Here is a 17,774-nt window from a genome sequence, read left to right as displayed (position 1 = left end):
ATGCCCATCCTGGGACAGAACCAGTACGGCAAGGCCGAGAACCGAGTCGTCAAGATCACGCGGGACGGCGCCACCCATCACATCAAGGATCTCAACGTGTCGGTGTCGCTGAGCGGCGACATGGACGAGGTCCACTACTCCGGCTCCAACGCCAACGTCCTGCCGACCGACACCACCAAGAACACGGTGTACGCGTTCGCCAAGGAGCACGGCATCGAGTCCGCCGAGCAGTTCGGCATCCACCTCGCCCGGCACTTCGTGACGAGTCAGGAGCCGATACGCACGGCCCGGATCAGGATCGAGGAGTACGCCTGGGAGCGGATCGACACCCCGCGGAGCAAGCACTCGTTCGTCCGTCAGGGACAGGAAACCCGCCTCACCCAGATCACTTTTGACGGTACGTCTTGGGAGGTCCTCTCGGGCCTGAAGGACCTGGTGGTCATGAACTCCACCGACTCCGAGTTCTGGGGGTACGTCAAGGACAAGTACACGACGCTCCCCGAGGCCCACGACCGCATCCTGGCCACGCAGGTCTCCGCCCGCTGGCGCTTCAACTGGTCCGACGACGAGCAGGAGATGCCGGACTGGGAGGAGTCCTACGAGCAGACGAAGAAGCACATGCTCCAGGCCTTCGCCGAGACGTACTCGCTGTCGTTGCAGCAGACCCTGTACCAGATGGGCTCGCGGATCATCGACCGCCGCGAAGAGATCGACGAGGTCCGCTTCTCGCTGCCCAACAAGCACCACTTCCTGGTGGACCTGGAGCCGTTCGGCCTGAAGAACGCCACCCCCGACGGGGCCGTGTACTTCGCCGCCGACCGCCCGTACGGCCTGATCGAGGCCACCGTCCTGCGGGACGGCTGCGAGGCGCGCATCCCGGTGGACCTCACCAACCTCTGACGCGGACACGAAGCGGACACGAAAGCGAAGGACTCACCATGACCCAGCGCATCGTCATCGAGAACGCGGCGATCGCGACCGTGGACGCGCAGGACACCGAGTACGCCACCGGGTACGTCGTCATCGCCGGCAACCGCATCGAGTCGCTCGGTGCGGGCACGGCTCCAGCGGACCTGGACGACGTCGTACGCCGGATCGACGCGACCGGACACCTGATCACCCCCGGTCTGGTCAACACCCACCACCACTTCTACCAGTGGATCACCCGGGGCCTGGCCACCGACCACAACCTCTTCGACTGGCTCGTCGCCCTCTACCCCGTCTGGGCGCGCATCGACGAGCGCATGGTCCACGCGGCGGCCCAGGGCTCCCTCGCCATGATGGCCCGCGGCGGCGTCACCACCGCCATGGACCACCACTACGTGTTCCCGAAGGGCTCCGGCGACCTGTCCGGCGCGATCATCGGCGCCGCCCGCGACATGGGCGTCCGCTTCACCCTCGCCCGCGGCTCCATGGACCGCAGCGAGAAGGACGGCGGCCTGCCCCCGGACTTCGCCGTCGAGACCCTCGAAGGGGCGCTCGCCGCGACCGAGGAGACCGTCGGGCAGCACCACGACGCCTCCTTCGACGCGATGACCCAGATCGCCGTCGCCCCCTGCTCGCCCTTCTCGGTGTCCACCGAACTGCTGAGCCAGGGAGCGGAGTTGGCGCGCCGCCTCGGCGTGCGCCTGCACACGCACGGCTCGGAGACGGTCGAGGAGGAGAAGTTCTGCCACGAGCTGTTCGGCATGGGCCCGACCGACTACTTCGAGTCCACCGGCTGGCTCGGCGAGGACGTGTGGATGGCGCACTGCGTCCACATGAACGACTCCGACATCGACGCCTTCGCCCGGACGAAGACGGGGGTCGCCCACTGTCCGTCGTCCAACGCCCGGCTGGCGGCCGGCATCGCCCGCGTCCCCGACATGCTGGCGGCCGGCGTCCCGGTCGGTCTCGGTGTCGACGGCACGGCGTCCAACGAGTCCGGCGAACTCCACACCGAACTGCGCAACGCCCTCCTCATCAACCGCCTCGGCGCCCACCGGGAAGCCGCCCTGAACGCCCGTCAGGCACTGCGCCTCGGTACGTTCGGCGGGGCTCAAGTCCTCGGCCGGGCACGGGAGATCGGCTCCCTGGAGCCGGGCAAGCTCGCCGACCTGGTGCTGTGGCGGCTGGACACCCTCGCCCACGCCTCCATCGCCGACCCGGTGACCGCGCTGGTCTTCGGAGCGGCGGCCCCGGTCACCGCCTCCTTCGTGAACGGCCGTCAGATCGTCGAGAACGGACGCCTGTCGCACGCGGACGAGGACGCGATCGCCCGCTCCACCCGCGAGGAGGCACAGCGCCTGGCGCGTATCGCCGCGCAGGGCTGAGCGACCCGAGAACTCCGGTCGAGGGGGACGGCCCTCGGCCGGAGCCATGAACCCCAACAGGGTTCATGGCCTGCCGTGACCGGGGCGCGCGTGAACGCGCGCCCCGGAACCGGTCCCCGGGCCCGGGACGACTACGCGGGCCCCGCCCACCTCATGAGGTTCGCGAACAACTCGGCCTGCTCGACGGCGTCGTCCAGCGCATGGTGTGTGTGAGGGCGCCTCGGCAGCAGTTCCGACGGCATCGTCCGCTTCGCCACCGCCCGCAGCGGCAGCCCCGCCTTCGTCGCGTACAGCGTCTTCATGTCGAGGCAGCCGGAGTGCCCGAAGGGACTCTCGCCGGTGAAGCGGATCAGGTACCAGTACAGGAACATCCAGTCGTACGAGGCCGGGTAGCCGCACATCACCGGTTGCGCGTCGCCGCTCACCGCGCGCACCCAGCGGGTGAACTGGGCCATCACCAGGGAGGGTTCGAGCCCCTCCACGGCCAGGCGCTCCCGGTCGAGGCCGCTCACGGCCAGCGCCTCGGGGACGAACTCACCGCTGATCGGGCGCAGTTCACGGTAAAAAGTCTGGCGGGACGGATCGGCTGCGGTGAACCCGTCGGCGTCCTGCCGGCCGGCGACCGCCGCGCCCAGGCTCAGCAGCGAGTACGGTCCCGGGATCGGACCGTCGGCTTCGACGTCGACGGAGATGTAGAGACTGGGTTTCACGCGCCGTGCGGCCATGGGACCGGATCATCGCAGGTCCGCACGGCTCGACGCATCCGTATTCAGCGCTGCCGGGACGCCTGGCAGGGCGTGGCCGGGGGCAGCCGGCCGGTGAAGAACGCCCGCGGCGGGACGCCCATCAGGGTGCGGAAGTCGGCCGTCATGTGCGACTGGTCGTAGTAGCCGGTGGCGGCGGCGAGTTCGGCCCACGGGGCGGAGGCGGCATGCGTGAGGACGTGGCGTACGCGGTCGATACGGGCGTAGTGCTTGGGGGAGACGCCGACGCCGTCGGCGAACAGGTTGCGCAACTGGCGCTCACTGACGGCGAGTTGGCGGGCCACCTCGTGCACGGCGGCGGAGGTGCGGTCCGGGCGGGTCGACAGGGCGTCGACGGCGGCCCGGAGCAGGCGTTCGCGCGCGCCTTCCGTGGGCGGCGGCAGCAGATCGGCCAGGCGGGCGGTGATCTCTTCCGGTTCCGCACCGGTCAGTTCGCGGGCCAGGCGGCCGGCGGCCGGGGCCGGCAGGTCGCCGGCCGGCACCGCCCGGCCCACCAGGTCCACCGCCCGCACCCCGAGCAACGGGCCCACCGCCCCCGGCGCCAGCCGCAGTTGCACGCATGACGCCAGGCGTTTGTCGGCATCCGCGTGATATGTGGCACGCGTACGCGGGCCCACGACCAGGGTGTCGAGCCGGCCGTTCTCCTCGACGCGGACGACGACCTTGGTCGCCGTGTCCGGTACGTGCGTGAAGGCGTCCTGCGGAGCGCGGTCGACGACGACGTCACCGATGCCCGCGATCCACGGACGCAATGCGGAGGGGATGGGCAGGGCCTGCTCGGCAAGGGCGTTCGTCACCCCTCCACCGTAAGCGCGTGGCCGCGGCGAGCGGGCTGTCGAAGCGTGCCGGTATTTCCTAGAGCGGGGCGGGCGCCGGCCGCCACCGTGGTGGTCATGATCCTTGTGACCGGTGCCACGGGCACCATCGGCAGCGAACTCGTACGACACCTCGCGGCGCGCGGCGAGAAGGTGCGCGCCCTCACCCGCGATCCCGCGAACGCCCGGATGCCGGCGGGCGTCGAGGTGGTGCGCGGGGACTACGGCGAACCCGCCTCCCTGGAAGCCGCGATGTCCGGAGTGACGGCCGCGTTCCTGGTGGGCCTGCCCGGGCCGTCCGTGCAGCACGACGAGGCCCTGGTGGCGGCGGCAGGGGCGGTCGGCGTGGTCCGGCTGGTCAAGCTGTCCGCGATCGGCACCGGCGATCCTGAGGTGGGGCCCACCGGTGAGTGGCATGTCGAGGGGGAGCGGGCGGTCCGGGAGAGCGGCGCCCAGTGGGTCGTCCTGCGGCCCTCCTCGTTCGCCTCGAACACGCTGAGCTGGGCGCAGGCCCTGAGGGCCGGTGAACCGGTGCCGAACATGAGCGGTGACGGAGCCCAAGGGGTCGTCGATCCGCGCGACGTCGCCGAGGCGGCCGCCGTCGCCCTCCTCGACGAGCGCTGGGCGGGCCGGACGTACACGCTGACCGGGCCCGAGACGATCAGCGTGCCCGGTCAGGCCGCAGTCCTCGCCGATCTCCTGGGGCGCCCGGTGCAGACCCGCGACCTCGCCGTTGACGAGGTCCGCGCGTACGTCCTGAACTGGTGGCAGGACGAGGCCGTCGCCGACGGCGTCGCGGTGAGTTCCGCGTACGTTCGCCGGGGCGGCAACGCCGTCGTCACTGAGGACGTGCCGCAGCTCCTGGGGCGCCCGGCACGGACGTACCGGGCATGGGCGCTCGACCACCGGGAGGCGTTCGGGGCGCGGTGAGGGAGCCGGGAGCCGGAGGAACGTGAGTCGGTGTGATCACCCGGCTCGACGGCGTGGGCCCTAAAACTCGAACAGGGCCGGGTCCTTGGCCAGTTCCTTGAAGCAGTCGTGCGGGTGCGCGATCATCCGGCGCTTCTCCAGGTCCAGCAGACCGCCGACCGACGTGAGTTCGGCGGCGACCGTGCCGTCGGCCTTGCGGATGGTCTGCTCGATCCGGAACGTCTTCCCGCTGCCCCACTCGAAGGCGCAGGTGACGTCGATCTCCTCCCCGGCGAGGAGTTCACGCTTGTACCGGATGGTCGTCTCCAGGGCGACCGGTCCCACGCCCCTCCCCAGCAGATCGGCCTGGCTGATGCCCGCGGCCCGCAGCAGGGACCAGCGGGCGTGTTCCGCGTAGTTGATGTACACGCTCTGGTTCACGTGGCCCTGTACGTCCGTCTCGTAACCGCGGACGGTGATGCGGACGGAAAACGGCTCGCTCACTGCTTCCCCTTCTCGTCGACGAGCATTCGATGAGCTTCGATGAGCTTCGAAGAGCCTCCAAGGCTCGAAGAGCTTCGGTGGGCTTTCGATGCACTGGGCATCGATCTTGGCATGTCCCTCACATTCGGCGTGGGGAAGCCAGCAGATAGCGCGCTCTCGTCCGGGGATCGGTGTGCTCGCCGACCTGCCAGCCCGCCTTCTCCAGCGTGGCTGCACAGGCGCGCAGCGTCACGCCGTCCGGCCCGTGCACGGCCACCGCCTCCGGCTGCGGGGTCGCCCGCACCCGGTAGCCGTCCGTGCCCGCCGGGCCGGCGGGGCGGTGACCGGCCGCCTCCAGGGCGAGCGCGGCGGCCCGCACGAGATGCGTGCGCTCCCAGCCGCAGGGCCGGTCCATGCCGCCGCCAGGGTTGGTCATCCGGCGCAGCTCCAGCAGCCCCTGCCAGGCACTGTGCACCTCACGGGTCCGGGCGGGCCCGGCTTCCCCGACGTCTTCCTCGCCCCCGACGCGCGCCGCGAACACCCCCGTGGCACCCCCGGCATCACCAGCACCGCCGCTGCCGGGGGCGTCCGCATCACGCCGCTCGGCAGGCGGCTCGGGCACAGCTTCCCGTATCCGGTGCCCCGCCGGGGTCAGAAAGTGATCGTGCGGCGGCCGCGGGTGCCGGAACGCGAGCCCGTGCCTCACCAGGGCCGCGAGCTGCGCCTGCGTACCCCGCAACCGCCCGGTGACCGGTTCGGCGGCGTCGATCACACGCCGTTGCGCGGCGGTCGGCGGTCGGGTCACGGCGTGCTCCCTTCGAGTGCTGCCCCCTCGGCAGGGCCTCCTCGAAGGCTACGACCCGGGTCTGACATTCCAGCCGGCGATCACCGGCCGCCCGTGCTCCGTGCCGAGCCGGCACAGCGTGCCCGTGGCCAGTTGGAACAGCGCGCCCGCCGACGGGGGCAGTCCGAGCCGGCGGGCGGTCAGCACCCGCAGGAAGTGGCCATGCCCCACCAGCACCACGCACCCCTCGGTGTCGGCGTGCGCCGCGTCGACCTTGGCCAGCATCCGGTCGGCCCGCTCCCCGACCTGCTCGGGCGTCTCCCCGGGATGGTCGGGCGGGCCGGGCGCGACGCCGTCCGTGAACAGGAACCAGCCCGGTCGCGTGCGCTGGATCTCGTCGGTTGTGATGCCCTCGTAGCCGCCGTAGTCCCACTCGTGCAGGTCGGCGTCGACTCGGACGTCGTGCAGCCCGATCAGCTCCGCCGTCTCCCGCGCCCGCCGCAGCGGGCTGACGAACGCCGCCCCGATCGGGTGCGCGCGGATCAGCGGCACGAGCCGCCGTGCCTGAGTCCGCCCGTCCTCGGTGAGCGGGACGTCCGTCGATCCGGTGTGCCGTCCGGAGCGCGACCAGGAGGTCTCGCCGTGCCGGACGAGAAACAGGTCGCCCACGTGTGCCCTTCCTGCCGTGCCTGAACAGCACCGTGTCACAGGGCGTCGCTCGGCGCAGTCCGGCACGCGCGAGGCGCTACTGCCGGTACCCGCTCAGGAAGCGTCCGATCCGGCCGATGGCGGCCTCCAGGTCGTCCGCCTGGGGAAGAGTGAGGATGCGGAAGTGGTCGGGGGTGGGCCAATTGAAGCCCGTGCCCTGGACCACCTGGATCTTCTCCCTCAGCAGCAGGTCCAGGACGAACTTCTCGTCGTCGTGGATCTTGTGCACCTTGGGGTCGAGACGCGGGAAGGCGTACAGCGAGCCCTTCGGCTTCACACACGACACGCCGGGGATCTCGTTGAGCTTCTCCCAGGCCACGGTGCGCTGTTCGTACAGCCTGCCGCCCGGGGCGGTCAGGTCGTCGATGGACTGCCGGCCGCCGAGCGCGGCCTGGATGGCGTACTGGGCGGGCGCGTTGGCGCACAGACGCATGGAGGCCAGCATGGTCAGGCCCTCCAGGTAGTTCCTCGCGTGCTGCTTCGGGCCGGTGATCACCAGCCACCCCGAGCGGAAGCCGGCCACCCGGTACGTCTTCGACAGGCCGCAGAAGGTCAGGACGACCAGGTCGGGGGCGAGCGCGGCGACCGAGTGGTGCACGGCGTCGTCGTACAGGATCTGGTCGTAGATCTCGTCGGCGAAGACCATCAGGCCGTGCCGACGGGCGAGGTCGAGGATGCCCTCGATGATCTCCTTGGGGTAGACCGCGCCGGTGGGGTTGTTCGGATTGATGATCACAACCGCTTTCGTACGGTCCGTGATCTTCGACGCCATGTCGTCCAGGTCGGGGTACCAGTCGGCCTGCTCGTCGCACAGGTAGTGCACCGCCTTGCCGCCCGCCAGCGTGGTGACCGCCGTCCAGAGGGGGAAGTCGGGGGCCGGGATGAGGATCTCGTCGCCGTCCTCGACCAGCGCCTGTACGGCCATCGAGATCAGCTCGGAGATGCCGTTGCCGAGGAAGACGTCGTCGACGCCGACCTCCAGGCCCCGCTCCTGGTAGCGCTGGGCCACGGCGCGACGGGCGGAGAGGATGCCGCGCGAATCCGTGTAGCCGTGCGCCTGCGGGAGCATCCGGATCATGTCCTGGAGGATCTCCTCCGGCGCCTCGAAACCGAAGAGCGCGGGGTTGCCGGTGTTCAGGCGCAGGACGCTGTGGCCCGCCGCCTCCAGCGCGTCGGCGTGCTCGATCACCGGGCCGCGGATCTCGTAACAGACCTCGCTCAACTTGTTCGACTGCCGGAACTCCATGCGCGCTCGCCCCTCCGGTTCGTTGTGTTGCTTGGTTTTACCAAGTTCCAGCTTGGAAAGTCCAACGACATGTCTAGACTGCGTGCCATGTCACCTCGCCGAAGCTACGACCAGTACTGTTCCGCCGCCCGCGCGCTCGACACCGTCGGTGACCGCTGGACCCTGCTGATCGTCCGGGAGCTGCTCGCCGGCCCGCGCCGCTACACGGACCTGCACGCCGACCTGCCCGGCGTGAGCACGGACGTGCTCGCCTCACGGCTGAAGGACATGGAGCGGGACGGGCTGACCACCCGCCGCAGGCTGCCTCCGCCGGGCGCGGCCTACGTGTACGAACTCACCGAGCGTGGGCGGGAGTTGCTGCCGGTACTCCAGGCGCTGGGAAAGTGGGGCGAAGGGGAACTCGGTCGGCGGCGGCCCACCGACGCCCTGCGCGCACACTGGTTCGCGCTGCCCCTGCTGCACGGGCTGCAAGGGGAGGGGCTCGACGGTGCGGGGCTTGTCGAAGTCCGGCTGGAGGAGGGGGAGTTCCATTTGTTCGTCGGTGCGGAGAGCGGGCCGGTGTACGGCTTCGGCGCCGCGCCCGGGGAGCCCGACGCGCGGCTCGTCCTCGACACGGGTACCTGCACGGCCGTCGCCCAAGGGGAGTTGACCGTGCTCGACGCGGTGCGCGCCGGGCGGATCGACGTGACCGGTGACGGCGCTCTGGCCAAGGCGCTGCGGGAGGCCTGAGGGCGCGCATGCGGGACAGAAGTCTGTCGCGCATGCGGGACAGAAGTCTGCACAGCAGAAGGCCCACCGCCGTGCTGCGGTAGGCCTTCTGATGGTGCGTCAAGCAGATGTCAGGCGGCCGGCGGTACGTTCCTCGGTCGTCCCGAGCCGCGCGTCAGCGTGTAGCCGCCGATGCCGGCGAGGGCGGCCAGGATCGCGCCGATCGCGGTCCACACCCACCGGTCGGACCACCAGCCGGACGCCCACCCGTCATCCGGCTCGATGCTGGACAGGACGGCCGTGGCCGACGAATCGTCCTTCTCCGCCTTGGACTTCACGGCGATACCCGGAACCAGTGGCTTCGCCAGCGAACCGTCGACGGCCGCGGCTCCACCGATGTCCTTGGAGTCCACCCGCAGTTCGGTGTCGACCGGCAGGCCCAGGTCGCCCGCCTTCAGGTCCAGGGCCGTCAGACGGACGTAGTACGTGCCCGGCAGCGGGTCGTTCGCCCACGGCTCCGACCAGGCGCGGACCGTGCGCAGTACGCAGGCCAGCTCGACGGAGGTCGCGCCGACGGCGGCGGTGCGCGTCTGGGCGCCGTACTGGCAGGCCTGGCGGCGCCGCAGACCGTCGTACACGTCGACCTGCCAGGTCTGCGCGGTGTGCGTCTGAGGCAGTTTCACCTTCGCCTTCACGGTGGGGCGTTGACCCGAGTCCGCCGGGAACGACCAGTACAGGTAGTCGCCCGCGGAGCCGCTCGCCGTCGCCGTCTGTCCCTGGTCGATCTCCGTCGCCGTACGGAACGACGTGCCCGCCTCGGTGGGCGCGGAGCTGTCGCCTGACGGGCTCGCCGACGGGGTGGCGTCGGCCGTGGCCGATGTCGCCGCCGGGCCGAGCGTCAGCCCGAGCGCCAGTCCCAGAGCGGGCAGGGCGCTGTTCAACACGCGTGTGATCCGCATCAGTTGGTCCTCCAGACCGCGACCCGCCAGCGTGACAGCCAGCCCCACAGCACTCCCGCGAGGAAGCCGACCAGCACCAGGACGCCCAGCAGCCACCAGCCGCGGCCGAGGCCGAAGGAGGCGACGTCGCTCGCCTGCGACGGGCCGTCGACCACGTCCACGGTCAGCTCCAGCGGCATGCCCGGCGTGGTCTTCACGCCGGCCGCCGCCGAGTAGGAATTGGTCACCTGCACGCACACCGTCTCGGCGGGCGCCTCGTCCTCGTCGCTCTCCGCCTTCGGGTAGCGCAGACCGGTCGAGATGACGTCGGTACGGCCGTTGCCGGACGCCTCGCCGCGCACGATCTCCCGGCCGTGCACCGTGACCGCCCGCAGCAGCACCCCGTAGTCGGGGTTCATGGCCCGGTCCGCCGACACGCTCACCGAGGCGCGCAGTTCCTGGCCCGGCTCCACGTCGACCTTGTACCAACGCTCCTGGCCGAACTCCTCGCGGTCGGTGTACAGACCGGACTTCAGGGTGGGCGCCTTGGTGCAGGAGGCGGCGCCCGTGGCGGCCACCGGCGTCACCACGGGGTCGGCGGCCCGGTCGACCAACTGGTTTACACGGTCGGTGAGTTCCTCGGTGTGCTCCACCGACGTGTAGGTGCCGCCGGTCGCCTCGGCGATGCAGCTGAGCTGCTGGCGCATCTTGACGTTCGGCACCAGGCCGAGGGTGTCGATGGTCAGGCCGATGCCCTTGGCCGCGATCTCGCGGGCCACCACGCACGGGTCGAGCGGGGCGCAGGTGTCCTCACCGTCGCTGATCAGCACGATGCGCTTGGAGCCGGTGCCGCCCTCGAGGTCGTCGGCCGCCTTCAGTAGTGCGGGGCCGATCGGTGTCCAGCCGGTCGGCGACAGGGTCGCCACCGCCGTCTTCGCCTCGGTGCGGTCCAGCGGGCCGACCGGGTAGAGCTGCGCGGTGTCCTTGCAGCCCGTCTTCTGGTCGTCGCCCGGGTAGTTGGCGCCGAGGGTGCGGATGCCCAGGAGAACGTTCTCCGGGGTCGCGTCCAGCACCTCGTTGAACGCCTGCTTGGCCGCGGCCATCCGCGTCCCGCCGTCCATGTCCTTCGTCCGCATCGAACCGCTGACGTCGAGGACCAGGTCGACCTTGGGCGCGAGGGCGGTGGTCTCGTCGGCTACCGCCCCGGCCGGGAACGCGATCCCGGCCGCGAGCAGGGCGAGCAGGGCGCAGACGCCCGCCGCCAGCCGTTGTGTTCTGATCATCGGCGGATCCTATTGATCAGAGGCGTCTTGCCACAAAACGACGACACCACCGCTCACGAAACGGCGGCGGCATCACGCCGCGTGTGGGACCGGCGGCCTCGGTGGCGCGCACAGGCGGGTTCGGTGGCGCGGTGGGACTTGGTCGCCGGGAACGTGGTCAGTTCGTGTTCGGCGGGGCCGGGTTGGGGGACAGCGGGTTGGGCAGAAGTGTCCACTGGTCGCCGGGTACGCCCGGCGACAGCCGCATCAGTGTCAGTGCCTTTGTGGGAAGCGGATCCTCGCGCAATGCCGTGAGGTCCGGGGTGCGCGGCAGGTCCCCCAGGGCCGACTCCAGGGCCGTCCGCAGGGCCGGGCGGCTACCTGCCGTCGCCGCGAGCGCGCCCGCGACCAGGGAGCCGAACAGCTTGCGTCGCAGCGCCGTGACGTCGTCCGTGAGGATCCGGGCGGGCAGGTCGGCCGGCAGCGGGACGCCGTGTCGGGCCAGCCGGGCCGGACTGACCCGGATGTCGGCCAGGTCGCGGTAGACCAGCCGCAGCGGCGCGCCCGAAGCCGACAGCACGACCAGCAGGTTCTGGCCGTGCGCCTCCAACGCCACGCCCAGTTCCAGCAGGCGCAGCCCGACGGTGAGCGCGAGCCGTGCGAACTGCGCCAACCAGACCGCGGAGCCCGGAAGTTCGGTTCCGGCGAGGGCCCCCACCGGGACGACGTGCTCGCCCGGCGCCCCGTACACGCGCGGCGACTCGCGCAACACGGCCGCCAGGTCGGGGGAGTCGGCGGTGGCCGCGCCCAGCGTGCGGGTCATGTGCAGCAGGCCGTCCGTGCGCGGCGTCAGATTCTCCGCGAAGGCCGACAGGGCCGCGGAGGCGGCGATGGAGCCGACGGAGATGTCCCGCACCGAGGACGTCAGCCGGGTGCTCAGCGCGGTCTTGACATGCGGCCCGCCGGGCAGCGCGAGCGTGCGCAGCGCCATCAGCGGATGCGCGACGAGCTCCTCCTCGCAGGATCGTTTGAGCACGTGCGCCGCCTGCCACGGATGCACCGGGATCAGCAGCCGGCCCCCGTCCCGCAGCGGCTCCGGCCACTCACCCGACACCAGGCACTCACCGGCCGGCACCGGCAGTAGACCCAGCCGTACCGACGGCCGGTGCTCGGGCCCGTACGCCAGCTGCTCGGCGACCGAGAACCCGGGCCGCGCACGGCAGTTGGGGTGGTAGGGGTGGCCGTCGACCACCCGCTGTTCCCACTCCCAGTCGTGCACCGGCCACTCCCGCGGGTCCTTCGACAAGGCGTCGTCGGGCTCCTGCCCGGCCCGCGACAGCGCCAACGACGCGACGCTGTGGCCGAGTTCGGCGGCGAAGGCCCCGCCGTGCGGCACCGCCAGCGCCGTCGTCAACGCCGCGGGATCCTCGTACGCCACCCCGTCAAGCCGCACCTCGGTCACGTAGGCGGCGGTCGCGTACGGGTCGGCGCGCGGACCGTGCAGACGGCGGCCGTCACGCAGCCGCAGCACGCTCCGCGTCCCCGACTCCTCCCGGTGCGCGATCCAGGGCAGCGGCTCGTGGACCAGGGCCCGCCACAGCCGGGTCAGCACGGCCGCCCGCGCCCCGGGCAGCGCGGCCGAGTACCGGGGGCCGAGAGCGGGGCGTACGGCGGCCAGTTCCGCGGCGAGCTCGGCCTCGACGGTGGGGGGACGGTGCACGGGTGGGCTCCTGGGGTACGGGCTGGTGGTACGGGTACGACGTCACGGAGGGCCGTGACGACAGCGATACTGATCGTCTCCGCCCGGAAGAACCGTAGGGAACCAGGGAACCAGTGGATCGCGTGGACCTCATACCTCCGCCCGCCGACGCCGAGGCGCCCGCCGACGGCGTCGCCGAGCGCGCCGACGCCTACGCGGCCGCGCCGCTGCTCAACTGCCTCCTGCGGGAGGTCGCGCAACCGCTGCCGGAACCGCCGGGAGACGACGACCGGCTCGTGTACCGGCTGCCCGGTGACCGTCTGCTGCGGGTGCGCGGGGCCCGGCGGCCCGCCGACCCCGAGGTGTACGCGGCGGGCGTCTGGCACCGCCTCGGCCACCCCGAGCTCGTCAAACTGGCAGGCGACGTGCTGCGCCGGCACACCGGGCTGTCCAACCACGAGCTGCCCGCCGAGATGATCGACAGCAGGGACGCGGTGGCCGCGCTGCTCACCGCACGCGCGCGTGCCACCCCGCCGGACTCCCGCTACCTGCGTTCCGAGCAGGCACTGATCACCGGCCACCCCCACCACCCCGCCCCCAAGGCGCGCGGCGGCGGCCCGCACGCAGGCTGGCTGCCGTACGCCCCCGAGGCGCACGCCCGGTTCCCGCTGGTCGTGCTGGGCCTGCGTGAGGATCTGGTCGTCGAGGAGGGTGACACCTGCGCGCTGGACGCGCTCGGCGAGGCGCCGCCCGGCTACCGGCTGCTGCCCGCCCACCCCTGGCAGCTCGACCTGGCCGGCCCGCGGCTCGCGCCCGCCTTCGCCGACGGCCGGCTGCTGCGGCTCGGCACAACCGACTTCGAGGCCTGGCCGACGGCCGCCGTACGCACCGTGTACGCGCCCGAGCGCGATCTGTGTCTGAAGTTCAGCCTCGACGTCCGCATCACCAACGACATCCGCCGACTGTGGCGCCACGACCTGCTGAAACTGCGCCGCACCGACGCGGCCGCGGCCCACGCCTTCGCGGCGCTCGCCGACGACGGGCGGGCGGTCCGCGCACCGGCCGCCTGGCTGAGCGACCGCGGCTACCGCACCGCCGCCTTCGCCTTCGAGGAGCTCGCCGTCCTGGTCCGTGACGGCCTGGACGACCACCTGCTGCCCGGCGCGACCCCGCTGCTCGCCGCGGGCCTCGTGGAGGGCTTCGACGGCAGCCCTCTGGCCGCCACCGCGGACCCGGCCGCCTGGTGGGAGGCCTACCTGGCCGTCGTCGTCCCGCCGGCGCTCCAGGTCTTCGCCGACCACGGCGTCGTCCTGGAGGCGCATCTGCAGAACACCCTGGTCGCCGTCGACGCCGACGGCACCCCCGTGCAGGCCCTGTTCCGGGACGCCGAGGGCGTGAAACTGCTGCCGGACGTGGAGCGGGCGGCCGGCTGGGAGCGGCTGGTGTACTGCCTGGTCGTGAACCACCTCTGGGAGGTCGCCGCGGCCCTTGCCGCACACCACCCCGGCGTCGACCCCTGGCCCGCCGTCCGCCGTGAGCTGGCCCGCCACGATCTCCCCGAGGCCGCCGCCCTGCTCACCGCGTCCACCCTGCCCGGCAAGACGAACCTGCTGCTGCGCTGGACGGGCGCGGACGGGGCGGACGCCCGCTACCTGCCGTTGCCCAATCCCCTCGCCGCGGGCCGCTGACCCACCCCGGCCGGTGTGCCGCGCGACGCGACCGCCGGTCGATACGCGAACCCTTTCAGCGTCCGCCGGATCCGGGTCGCGTCACGCGCGGCCGATCCCCCGGCACGATCCCGGGCGGCGCGACCCTGCCGTAGCCACGCCGAGTGAGTGCCGCAGGGGGTTCCTCGACGCGGGCACACTTCGCCGCGGTCAGTTCAGGCCGAGGCCTCGGGCGATCAGCCCGCGCTGCACGTCGTTGGTGCCGCCGCCGAGGAAGGCCAGGACGGACAGGCGCAGGCCCAGCTCGAAGATGCCCGCGCCGGGGGCGTCCGGTGTGTGCAGGGCCGCCGCGGGACCGAGGATCTCCAGGGCGTCGCGGCTGAGCTGCTCCGCCGCCTCGGCGGCCAGCACGCCGGCCATGGCCGCGGCGAGGCGCGCGGTGTGCGCCGCACCGCGCTCGGCCCGCTCGGCCCGTTCCGCCTGCTCGGCCGCCTCGGCGAGCAGGACGTTCACCGCCTGGACCTGGACGGCCATGCCGCTCAGCCTGGCTCGCCCGGCCGACCCGGGCGGGCCGAGCACACGGTCCGGATCGGCACGGCCTGCGGCCAGCAGTTCGTCGAACTGCCGACGGCACATCCCGGCGATATCGCTGGCCAGCAGCAGCCGTTCACCGGTCAGGGTGTCCGTGATGACCTGCCAGCCGCGGTTGACCGGGCCGATCCGCGCGGAGTCGCTCACCCGGACGTCGTCGAAGGTCACCGTGCAGCAGATCTGCCCGGACAGCGCCTGGTGCTGCTCCGTGCTGATCCCCGCGGACGCCATCGGCACCATGAACATGCTGATCCCGGCCAGCGGCAGCTTCGCGTCCACGTCCGTGCGTACGGCCAGCCAGATGTACTGCGCCGTGTGCGCGTTGGCGATCCAGGACTTCGTCCCGTTGATCACCCAGTCGTCGCCGTCCCGGATCGCGGTCGTGGTCAAAGACGCGAGATCGGACCCCGCCTCGGGCTCGCTGTAGCCCAGGCAGAAGGTCAGGGTGCCGTCCTGGATCCGGGGCAGATACGTCGCCTTCTGCTCGGACGTTCCGTAGGTGACGACGGGAGCGCCGACCACCGAGACGGCAGCCATCGCGTGGGCGACCGGCAGTTGGTGATAGGCGGTCTCGTCCTGGAGGGCCAGCTGCTCGGCGAGCGTGGCGTGGCGGCCGCCGTCGGCGGTGGGCCAGGTCATCCCGAACCACTTCCGCGCGGACATGGCAGCCACCAGCGCGGGATCGTCGCCCTTGGCGAACTCCCGGGCGTCGGTGCGGTGTTCGGCGCCGAACGCGCGGACCTGTTCCCGCATCGCCGCCGCGGGCGCGGTGGACGCCACGGCAGGCAGACCGGCGGCGGACCCGAGAAGGATGTCGGCGACCGTTGCGAGCGGTGGCGGACAGGACGGCAGCAGTGCGATGTCGGCGTGCACCCGGCGGAACAGCCAGGGCGCCTCATGCTCCTCGAAGTACCCGCCCGCGCCGAGGTTGTGATGGGCGCTGACCTGGATGCGGGGTGCGACAGCGACCGCGTGGCACACCGCGAGCTCCGTGGCGAGGATCCGGTCCGGTGCGTCCTCACCGTGTCTGCGGACGGCGTCGTCGATGAGGAGCTCGCCCGCGCGGAGTTCGATCTCGCGGGTTGCCGCACGCTGTTGGACCGCCCCGAACCCCCCGATCGGCCGGCCGAACTGCCGACGGACCTTCGCATGGGCGAGGGAACGGTCATGAGTCCGCCGCGCGGCCGCCATCGCCCGTACCGTCAGGCCCAGCCGGAGCAGGGAGAGCGCCCGGTCGGCCTGCTCCGGACCGACGTCGACGACGGCCTCGGGACCGCCCAGATGGAGCCGGGCCCAGGCGGGCGACGCCAGCCCGGGCTGGGGGACGGCGAACTCCACGGGCCGCACCGACGCGCGCCCGCCCGCGGGCGGCAGGACCAGGACATGTGAGGCGGCCGTCCCGCCCTCCGCGAACGGTATTGTCTCGGCCGCCGGGTCCGCCGGCGCCACCACGATCCGCACGTCCGCGGCGCGGATGCGGGCCACGGTCTCCGGGGCTTCGGTCAGCAGGCCCGCGGCGACGAAGCCGTCCATCACGGGCAGCGGGCAGGCCGCCGCTCCGGTGGCCCGGACCAGCGCGACCGTGTCGGTGAGGTCGCCGGGGTCGAACCAGCCCCGGGCCGCGGCCGTTCTCCACAGCCGGGCCAGGGCGGCGCCGTCCGCCAGGTCAGGATAATTCCACTGCCGGGTCAACAGTTCGGTGATTTCATCCATGCTGAGCATTCGCCCGTCCCGCCTGCGGTGTCCATTGCCGCGCCGTCGGTCCGAGCGTAGGGACCGCGTCAATGCCGGGCAACGCGAGGCCCCGAACAATAGGGGCCTGATAGGGGTTCGCCGAATTAAGGCGGCGGATAGGCTCGAACGCGACTGAGGGATCGGCCAGGGGTGCTGCGCTCGGAAAGGTGAGGGCATTGGGAAATACCGACGACGACAGTTGGATCCGCGTCCACCGCGAGGCGCCGGAAGGTATGCGTCTGTTCTGTTTCCCCCACGCGGGCGGCGCCGCCAGTTACTTCTACTCGTGGTCGAGGTCGCTGCCTCGGGACATCGAGGTGCTGGCCCTGCAGTACCCGGGCCGCCAGGACCGCGGTGGCGAGCCCTGCGTCCGCAGCATCCCCGAACTGGCCGACCGGATCCATGCGGCGATCCGGCCGCGGCTGGGGGAGCCGTTCGCGTTCTTCGGCCACAGCATGGGAGCGATCCTCGCCTTCGAGGTGGCGCGCAGGATCGCCCGGGAGGAGGGGGCCGCCCCGGCGCATCTGTTCGTCTCCGGCCGGCGGGCACCCTCCCTGGTGCGGCACGAGGAGCTGCACCGGGCGAGCACGGCCGCGTTCGTCGCGGAGATGCGCGCGCTGGGCGGCACGGACCCGCGCATCCTGGCGGACGAGGAGCTGCTGAACCTCGTCCTGCCGACGGTCCGCGCCGACTACCGGGCCATCGAGACATACCGGTACGACGCCGGGCCACCCCTGTCGTGCGACATCACCGCGCTGGTCGGGGACAGCGACCCCAGGGCGTCCGTCGACGACGCGGCGGCCTGGTCGGGGCACACGCTCGGCCGGTTCGACATGCGGATCTTCCCGGGCGGCCACTTCTATCTGGACGACTGCCGGGCCGGGGTGTCCGACGTGATCTCGTCCGTGCTCTCCGGAGTACGGCAGGAGACGGGTCGTGCCTGACGCGTCCGTGCGTCTCCCGGAATTCTTCGCGGTCTCTCGCGCGGACCGTACGTCGATTGCGTCTTGACCGAAACCCCTACCGCACCCCTAGCCGCACCCCTAGCCCCACCTTTCTTCGCTTAAGGGTGCGGTAAGGGTTGGGGTCCGCTCGCCCGGAACATAACGTTGCCGAGTGTACCGGGCCACATAAATCAAATGTCGCTGCATCTC

The 17,774-nt window shown here is 71.9% G+C and carries 16 protein-coding genes; 6 read left to right on the top strand and 10 right to left on the bottom strand.

Features of this window, described 5'->3' with window-relative positions; genetic code table 11:
• Together pucL and B5557_RS09810 are read left to right on the top strand one after the other, a co-directional pair.
• Positions 1–900 (top strand): factor-independent urate hydroxylase, encoded by a 900-nt coding sequence (gene pucL / locus B5557_RS09815; protein WP_079658749.1) that lies wholly within the window; start codon positions 1–3, stop codon positions 898–900.
• A gap of 38 nt (positions 901–938) precedes the next feature.
• Positions 939–2,312 (top strand): 8-oxoguanine deaminase, encoded by a 1,374-nt coding sequence (locus B5557_RS09810; protein ID WP_079658748.1) that lies wholly within the window; start codon positions 939–941, stop codon positions 2,310–2,312.
• A 131-nt stretch (positions 2,313–2,443) separates the two neighbouring features.
• Here the strand turns inward: B5557_RS09810 and B5557_RS09805 are convergent, their stop codons facing one another.
• Positions 2,444–3,037 (bottom strand): 3'-5' exonuclease, encoded by a 594-nt coding sequence (locus tag B5557_RS09805; protein WP_079658747.1) that lies wholly within the window; start codon positions 3,035–3,037, stop codon positions 2,444–2,446.
• 44 nt (positions 3,038–3,081) lie between these two features.
• Positions 3,082–3,873: an AraC family transcriptional regulator gene (locus B5557_RS09800; RefSeq protein ID WP_079658746.1), complete on the bottom strand. Its 792-nt coding sequence runs from the start codon at positions 3,871–3,873 to the stop codon at positions 3,082–3,084.
• Between the two features lie 96 nt (positions 3,874–3,969).
• On the opposite strand from B5557_RS09800, the gene B5557_RS09795 reads away from it, so the two are divergent.
• A complete protein-coding gene (locus B5557_RS09795) occupies positions 3,970–4,821 on the top strand; it encodes an NAD(P)H-binding protein (RefSeq protein WP_079664687.1) in 852 nt (283 codons plus the stop codon).
• A gap of 60 nt (positions 4,822–4,881) precedes the next feature.
• Here the strand turns inward: B5557_RS09795 and B5557_RS09790 are convergent, their stop codons facing one another.
• The 4 genes from B5557_RS09790 to B5557_RS09775 form a co-directional block, all read right to left on the bottom strand.
• Positions 4,882–5,304, bottom strand: coding sequence for an acyl-CoA thioesterase (locus B5557_RS09790; RefSeq protein ID WP_079658745.1), 423 nt, complete (start codon positions 5,302–5,304; stop codon positions 4,882–4,884).
• Between the two features lie 118 nt (positions 5,305–5,422).
• A complete protein-coding gene (locus B5557_RS09785; protein WP_079658744.1) occupies positions 5,423–6,088 on the bottom strand; it encodes a hypothetical protein in 666 nt (221 codons plus the stop codon).
• 48 nt (positions 6,089–6,136) lie between these two features.
• Complete coding sequence (locus B5557_RS09780; RefSeq protein ID WP_079658743.1) at positions 6,137–6,736, bottom strand: histidine phosphatase family protein; 600 nt, start codon at positions 6,734–6,736, stop codon at positions 6,137–6,139.
• A gap of 76 nt (positions 6,737–6,812) precedes the next feature.
• A complete protein-coding gene (locus B5557_RS09775) occupies positions 6,813–8,021 on the bottom strand; it encodes a pyridoxal phosphate-dependent aminotransferase (RefSeq protein ID WP_079658742.1) in 1,209 nt (402 codons plus the stop codon).
• Positions 8,022–8,108: 87 nt separating this feature from the next.
• Between B5557_RS09775 and B5557_RS09770 the strand changes: the two genes are divergently transcribed.
• Entirely contained in the window at positions 8,109–8,750 is a 642-nt protein-coding gene (locus B5557_RS09770; RefSeq protein WP_079658741.1) for a winged helix-turn-helix transcriptional regulator, read from the top strand.
• 110 nt (positions 8,751–8,860) lie between these two features.
• On the opposite strand, the gene B5557_RS09765 is transcribed toward B5557_RS09770, so the two are convergent.
• The 3 genes from B5557_RS09765 to B5557_RS09755 all read right to left on the bottom strand — a co-directional run bounded on the left by B5557_RS09765 (position 8,861) and on the right by B5557_RS09755 (position 12,649).
• Positions 8,861–9,688, bottom strand: a complete 828-nt coding sequence (locus tag B5557_RS09765; RefSeq protein ID WP_079664686.1) for a hypothetical protein — start codon at positions 9,686–9,688, stop codon at positions 8,861–8,863.
• Positions 9,688–10,950, bottom strand: coding sequence for a VWA domain-containing protein (locus B5557_RS09760; protein ID WP_079658740.1), 1,263 nt, complete (start codon positions 10,948–10,950; stop codon positions 9,688–9,690). Before B5557_RS09760 ends, B5557_RS09765 begins: the two co-directional genes overlap by 1 nt.
• A 157-nt stretch (positions 10,951–11,107) precedes the next feature.
• Positions 11,108–12,649, bottom strand: coding sequence for an IucA/IucC family protein (locus B5557_RS09755; protein WP_079658739.1), 1,542 nt, complete (start codon positions 12,647–12,649; stop codon positions 11,108–11,110).
• 113 nt (positions 12,650–12,762) lie between these two features.
• Here B5557_RS09755 and B5557_RS09750 point away from each other — a divergent pair, with 113 nt between their 5' ends.
• Positions 12,763–14,316: an IucA/IucC family protein gene (locus tag B5557_RS09750; protein WP_079658738.1), complete on the top strand. Its 1,554-nt coding sequence runs from the start codon at positions 12,763–12,765 to the stop codon at positions 14,314–14,316.
• Between the two features lie 189 nt (positions 14,317–14,505).
• On the opposite strand, the gene B5557_RS09745 is transcribed toward B5557_RS09750, so the two are convergent.
• Positions 14,506–16,599, bottom strand: a complete 2,094-nt coding sequence (locus B5557_RS09745) for an acyl-CoA dehydrogenase (RefSeq protein WP_159424363.1) — start codon at positions 16,597–16,599, stop codon at positions 14,506–14,508.
• Positions 16,600–16,796: 197 nt separating this feature from the next.
• Between B5557_RS09745 and B5557_RS09740 the strand changes: the two genes are divergently transcribed.
• Complete coding sequence (locus tag B5557_RS09740) at positions 16,797–17,564, top strand: thioesterase II family protein (RefSeq protein ID WP_231976320.1); 768 nt, start codon at positions 16,797–16,799, stop codon at positions 17,562–17,564.
• Positions 17,565–17,774: the final 210 nt, after the last annotated feature.

The organism is Streptomyces sp. 3214.6 (assembly GCF_900129855.1).
Taxonomy (GTDB): domain Bacteria; phylum Actinomycetota; class Actinomycetes; order Streptomycetales; family Streptomycetaceae; genus Streptomyces; species Streptomyces soliscabiei.
The sequence above is the reverse complement of the archived record's forward strand: the minus strand, read 5'-3'. Positions and strand labels throughout refer to the sequence as shown.

What these genes read in the sequence shown, in the direction of transcription:
- pucL (WP_079658749.1), top strand. Translation starts at nt 1, where the DNA reads ATGCCCATCCTGGGACAGAACCAGTACGGCAAGGCCGAGAACCGAGTC.
- B5557_RS09810 (WP_079658748.1), top strand. Translation starts at nt 939, where the DNA reads ATGACCCAGCGCATCGTCATCGAGAACGCGGCGATCGCGACCGTGGAC.
- B5557_RS09805 (WP_079658747.1), bottom strand. Translation starts at nt 3,037, where the DNA reads ATGGCCGCACGGCGCGTGAAACCCAGTCTCTACATCTCCGTCGACGTC.
- B5557_RS09795 (WP_079664687.1), top strand. Translation starts at nt 3,970, where the DNA reads ATGATCCTTGTGACCGGTGCCACGGGCACCATCGGCAGCGAACTCGTA.
- B5557_RS09775 (WP_079658742.1), bottom strand. Translation starts at nt 8,021, where the DNA reads ATGGAGTTCCGGCAGTCGAACAAGTTGAGCGAGGTCTGTTACGAGATC.
- B5557_RS09770 (WP_079658741.1), top strand. Translation starts at nt 8,109, where the DNA reads ATGTCACCTCGCCGAAGCTACGACCAGTACTGTTCCGCCGCCCGCGCG.
- B5557_RS09765 (WP_079664686.1), bottom strand. Translation starts at nt 9,688, where the DNA reads ATGCGGATCACACGCGTGTTGAACAGCGCCCTGCCCGCTCTGGGACTG.
- B5557_RS09760 (WP_079658740.1), bottom strand. Translation starts at nt 10,950, where the DNA reads ATGATCAGAACACAACGGCTGGCGGCGGGCGTCTGCGCCCTGCTCGCC.
- B5557_RS09745 (WP_159424363.1), bottom strand. Translation starts at nt 16,599, where the DNA reads ATGGATGAAATCACCGAACTGTTGACCCGGCAGTGGAATTATCCTGAC.